The sequence below is a fragment of the Mesorhizobium sp. WSM3868 genome (genome assembly GCF_002294785.1).
Classification (GTDB): Bacteria; Pseudomonadota; Alphaproteobacteria; order Rhizobiales; family Rhizobiaceae; genus Mesorhizobium.
On sequence record NZ_NSGB01000038.1, the window covers coordinates 1 to 3,976 of the forward strand.

The 3,976-nt window shown below is 60.0% G+C and carries 3 protein-coding genes; 1 reads left to right on the plus strand and 2 read right to left on the minus strand.

The window, feature by feature from the left end:
* Window positions 1-1,159: 1,159 nt before the first annotated feature.
* Both CK221_RS29280 and CK221_RS29290 read right to left on the minus strand, forming a co-directional pair.
* On the minus strand, window positions 1,160-1,303 hold the full coding sequence (locus tag CK221_RS29280) for a DUF768 domain-containing protein (protein WP_095780252.1): 144 nt from the start codon (window positions 1,301-1,303) through the stop codon (window positions 1,160-1,162).
* An 862-nt stretch (window positions 1,304-2,165) separates the two neighbouring features.
* Entirely contained in the window at window positions 2,166-2,387 is a 222-nt protein-coding gene (locus CK221_RS29290) for a DUF768 domain-containing protein (protein ID WP_066998571.1), read from the minus strand.
* Window positions 2,388-2,954: 567 nt separating this feature from the next.
* Here CK221_RS29290 and ligD point away from each other — a divergent pair.
* The coding region (gene ligD / locus CK221_RS29295; protein WP_245430787.1) for a non-homologous end-joining DNA ligase at window positions 2,955-3,976 on the plus strand (1,022 nt) is incomplete at its 3' end.

The window sequence follows — 3,976 nt, forward strand, 5'->3', positions numbered from 1 at the left end:
GGACCGGGGGCCGGCCGCACCAAGAATGGTGACATGGGCGGCGCCGCCAACATCCAGGAGGCGCCGGCGCGGGCAGCGGCCGCCACTCGCAAAACCAGGTAGCCTTTGCATGGAGCCTCAAGAACGTCGCCGAACAGGGCGGTTCCCTGGTTCGCGATTAGAGGAACCGGGACCAGCCAAAGGCGTGCGATGCTTTCCGTGAAAGGACCTCGCCGACTAGCCGGGCAGTGATCGGTGCGAGCGTGAGCCCGAGGTGACCGTGTTCGAAAGCATTAGTGCACGAAGCTCTTGCGCCGCGACCACATTGATTGAAAGAGCCTGCCGGTGTGAGGGCTCTTTTTGTCGGACCTTCTCTGAGGCGCGTAGCCGTTCCAATTGGGGCCGACCTGAGGCTTAGCCGATAAAGCCGCCAGCTAGACAAGCGTTCAGCCATAGCCAACGTTGACTTTTTCCCACGCGAATGATCCGAGGCCGCAGGCGCGCTACGCTCTCCGTCGCTTAGAAAGCGCTCGTAGCAGGTCAGCTTCGTCGGTGATGCCATCATCAAAAGCTTGGAGGATTTCCCTAGCCAAACATTCCCGCTGTTCGCGATTCCTTCTTGGCCAGTCGTCGCTCGTCGCACAACCGGTTAAACACCCGCTGGAGCATGTCCAGATCAGCGGGCCCGTAGACGCCACCGCAACGCGACAATGACATGACCGCCGCCCTCGGCGAGGCATCTGCCATTATCTCACAAAACGGTCCCGTTGTGGAACGGATTCAGGCCTCAGCGATTAGCCAAATGAGCGGTCGGTTCCTTCAGGAATGTAGCCGTCTCAGTGGCAACCTAAAAAGCCCGTCGCTTACGCCATTAGCTGCGGCGGGCTGTTCATTAGCTACTACTAAAAAGGCGGATGCCTACCACTGAACGGTGGCGCATAATGCAGCTCTGCCCCGCCGTGGTTAGCACGGGGTAAGAGCCCGGCCTGTGCGCCAAGGTCTCCTCGACTCCTCGGCAGGCCGGGCACTCCATGTCTAGGCTACATCGTGCCGCGGCGCCGACATGCCGTTATTTTTACGGGGCCAAATCATGACATGTTGAGCCAGGGCCGATCGCAACGCAGTTTGCTGATTCTATGGCAACCCGCCAAGCCGCCCCCACGGTGCTGCATCGCCTCGCTCACAAGGCGAAAACGCTGTCGACCTCCTCATGTATCTCTTTGGGCGCGATGCCCTGACGCCCGGCAGAGGCAAGGAGTTCAACGACAAGATCGGCAATGGCCCCTGGGTCGTCGGTGTTCACGTTTGGCAGATGGTCTGCCATTCATCGGTCCAGAAATTCCAAAGCGCGCGCGCTCATGCGGTGGAAAAGCCGGCCGCGATCTTAGGTTCCTTGTTCGGCAGCATCACATGCAAGCGCCCGCTCGTGAGGACGAGCGGGGCTCCGGGGTCTCGCGCAACCCATCGGCGCGCCTCGGGATGAATCGCGCCGCGGAACCAAACCTGCCGACGTGCGGAAGGTTCCCGATGCGACCGAAGTCGGAGCAACTGACGCTTTGGTCCCAACGCTGAAACTAAATCCTCGCCATTGCATTGGATGGAGCCGGCGAGGAAATGCGTCACCTTGCCTCGTTGGCAGCCGCTAGATCGATGCCCGCCATCCCGTTGCCTGGGGTGACGGGCATCGTCTTTTGACCCGCGCTCTTCGGGTCGCCGCTTCGTCCAGGAACTAAGCTTCCTGGATCTCTGTTCAGATACGGGATGAATAGAGCAGAGGTTGCACATGAAGGTTTATCGCGTGGAAGAGATGGATGGGGACATCGTTGTGAGTAGTCGTACCGTCAGTGCAAATACTCCATGGGTGGCAGCCGAAACGGCCACGGGCAGGGAGGTCACGAACGTACCCGGTGACGAACAGCGCTGGATCCGGGTCACGCATGAGGCAGACGGGGTTGTTAACAGGTACGCGTTCAAATGACCTGGCGAGCCGCTCCGATTGCAGTTTACCCATCAGTTGAAGCTGAGCCGACCCGGCCTGCGAGCGGGGAAGTCGGGGAGCGACTAGAGCGGGGCAGGCCGGGCCTCTTACCCCGTGTTGCGAGCCAGGGCAGGTCGGCATTTATGCGCCGCCTTTGCAGCGGCCGACATTAACATTTCCTAATGCAACGCATAGCTCCACAGGAGCCTCAGGCCGCCAAGCCGCCTTCTCGGTTCTGCATCGCATCGAGGATCACTTCGAAGACTGTGCCAACCTCCTCGCTGATCTCGTCGGGGCTAATGCCTTCTCGCTCAGCAGCTTTCAGGGCCTCTTCGACGAGGTAAACGATGGCCATTGAATCGTCCGTGATCGCATTCGGCAGGTGATCCGCCATCCACCGGTCTAAGAAATTGATCCCGCGCGTGGTCATGGCGAGAGAAGCCGGAAGGCGGCTTTAGGTTCCTTCTTCGCTGATGCTCTGCAAGGCACCCTGCCGTAGCTTTGGCTGTTCCTAAGATGGCGGACCCAGGCTGTTATGCTGCCCGGTTTCACCCATTCGACCGTCGGGTCGATGATGGCCCGGGGGGCATCGGCGGGAGGCGCCACTCTGGTGTTCTGCACGAGCTGATGCAGGCGATCGCGGAGCTGCTTCCGAAGCGTGATGGGCGGTCCGCATACTTGCCGTCTAGGAGAACGATACCGCTGCGGGCTTGCAGGCAGGCACACGGACTCAGCAATAATGGAGACAAGCTCAACCCCCCGGAACGAAACCAAAGAAGCAATCGCGCGTTGGACGCGATTAAGCCACTTCGTCTTGGGTTTGGGGCGCGTGAGAGTGGTGAAGCCAACGTCGCGTAAGGCAATCCCTGGGTCGAGCGCTCCTCAAGCGAAGTCGCATATGCGTGACCAAACCAAATTAGCGCTTCCCTCTTTTCGGCCCGTCCAGCTCGCAACGCTCGTAGATACCGTCCCTGCCGGCGACCGCTGGATCCACGAAATGAAATACGATGGCTATCGCATTCTTGTTGCCATCGGCGGTGGCGAAGCGCGTGCCTACACGCGCTCTGGTCTGGACTGGTCGCAGCGTTTTCCTTCCATTCTTTCGGAAGCCCGCAAGCTCAAGGTCCGCTCCGCTCTGATCGACGGCGAGGCCGTCGTTGTCGATGCGAACGGAAGATCAAACTTCCAGGCACTTCAGAACGCATTAAAGGGTGCGCCAGCCACTATCGATTTTTATGCCTTCGATCTCCTTGAGCTCGATGGCGAAGATCTCACGAGGCGCCCGCTCCTTGAACGCAAGGAGAAGCTCCAGGCAATTTTGCCCGCGAAGAACGCGAACCTTCGCTATTCCGATCATATCCTCGGTCGCGGAGAAGAGCTGCTCGAACGCTTTTGCGCAGCCGGTCTCGAGGGAGTTGTTTCGAAGCTCGCCGATTCGCACTATGTGGCAGCCCGCAGCGGAAGCTGGCTCAAGATCAAGTGCATCAAGCGGCAGGAATTCGTAATTGTCGGCTGGACGCCGTCCGACAAGGTCCGCGCCTTCCGGTCATTGATTCTGGGGGTGCATGACGGCGGCAAGCTGCGTTATGCCGGGAAAGTCGGCACCGGCTTCGATACAGCTGAACTCTTCCGTCTCATGAAGATCATGGCACCGCTCGAGCAGAAGGCCGCGACCGTCGAGGCGCCGCGAGCCGAAGTTCGCGGAGCACATTGGCTTTACCCCAAGCTGGTCGCGGAGATTGCCTTCACCGAGATGACCAAGGAAGGAACGCTGAGACATCCGAGCTACCTCGGTCTACGCGAAGACAAGAAGCCGGAGGCGGTCGTTCTGGAGACGGAACGTCGGACGGCCAATCTGACCACGTCGCGGGCGCACACCATCGCCATCAGCAACCGTGACCGCGTGATCTATCCGGAGTCCAATATCACAAAGGGCCAGCTCGCCGACCACTACGCGGCCGTCGCGGAGATCATGCTTCCCTGGGTCGGCAATCGGCCGATCAGTCTGGTTCGGTGCCC

Coding starts and splice junctions, on each gene's coding strand:
- CK221_RS29280 (WP_095780252.1), bottom strand. CDS start 1,303: ATGGCAGACCATCTGCCAAACGTGAACACCGACGACCCAGGGGCCATT.
- CK221_RS29290 (WP_066998571.1), bottom strand. CDS start 2,387: ATGACCACGCGCGGGATCAATTTCTTAGACCGGTGGATGGCGGATCAC.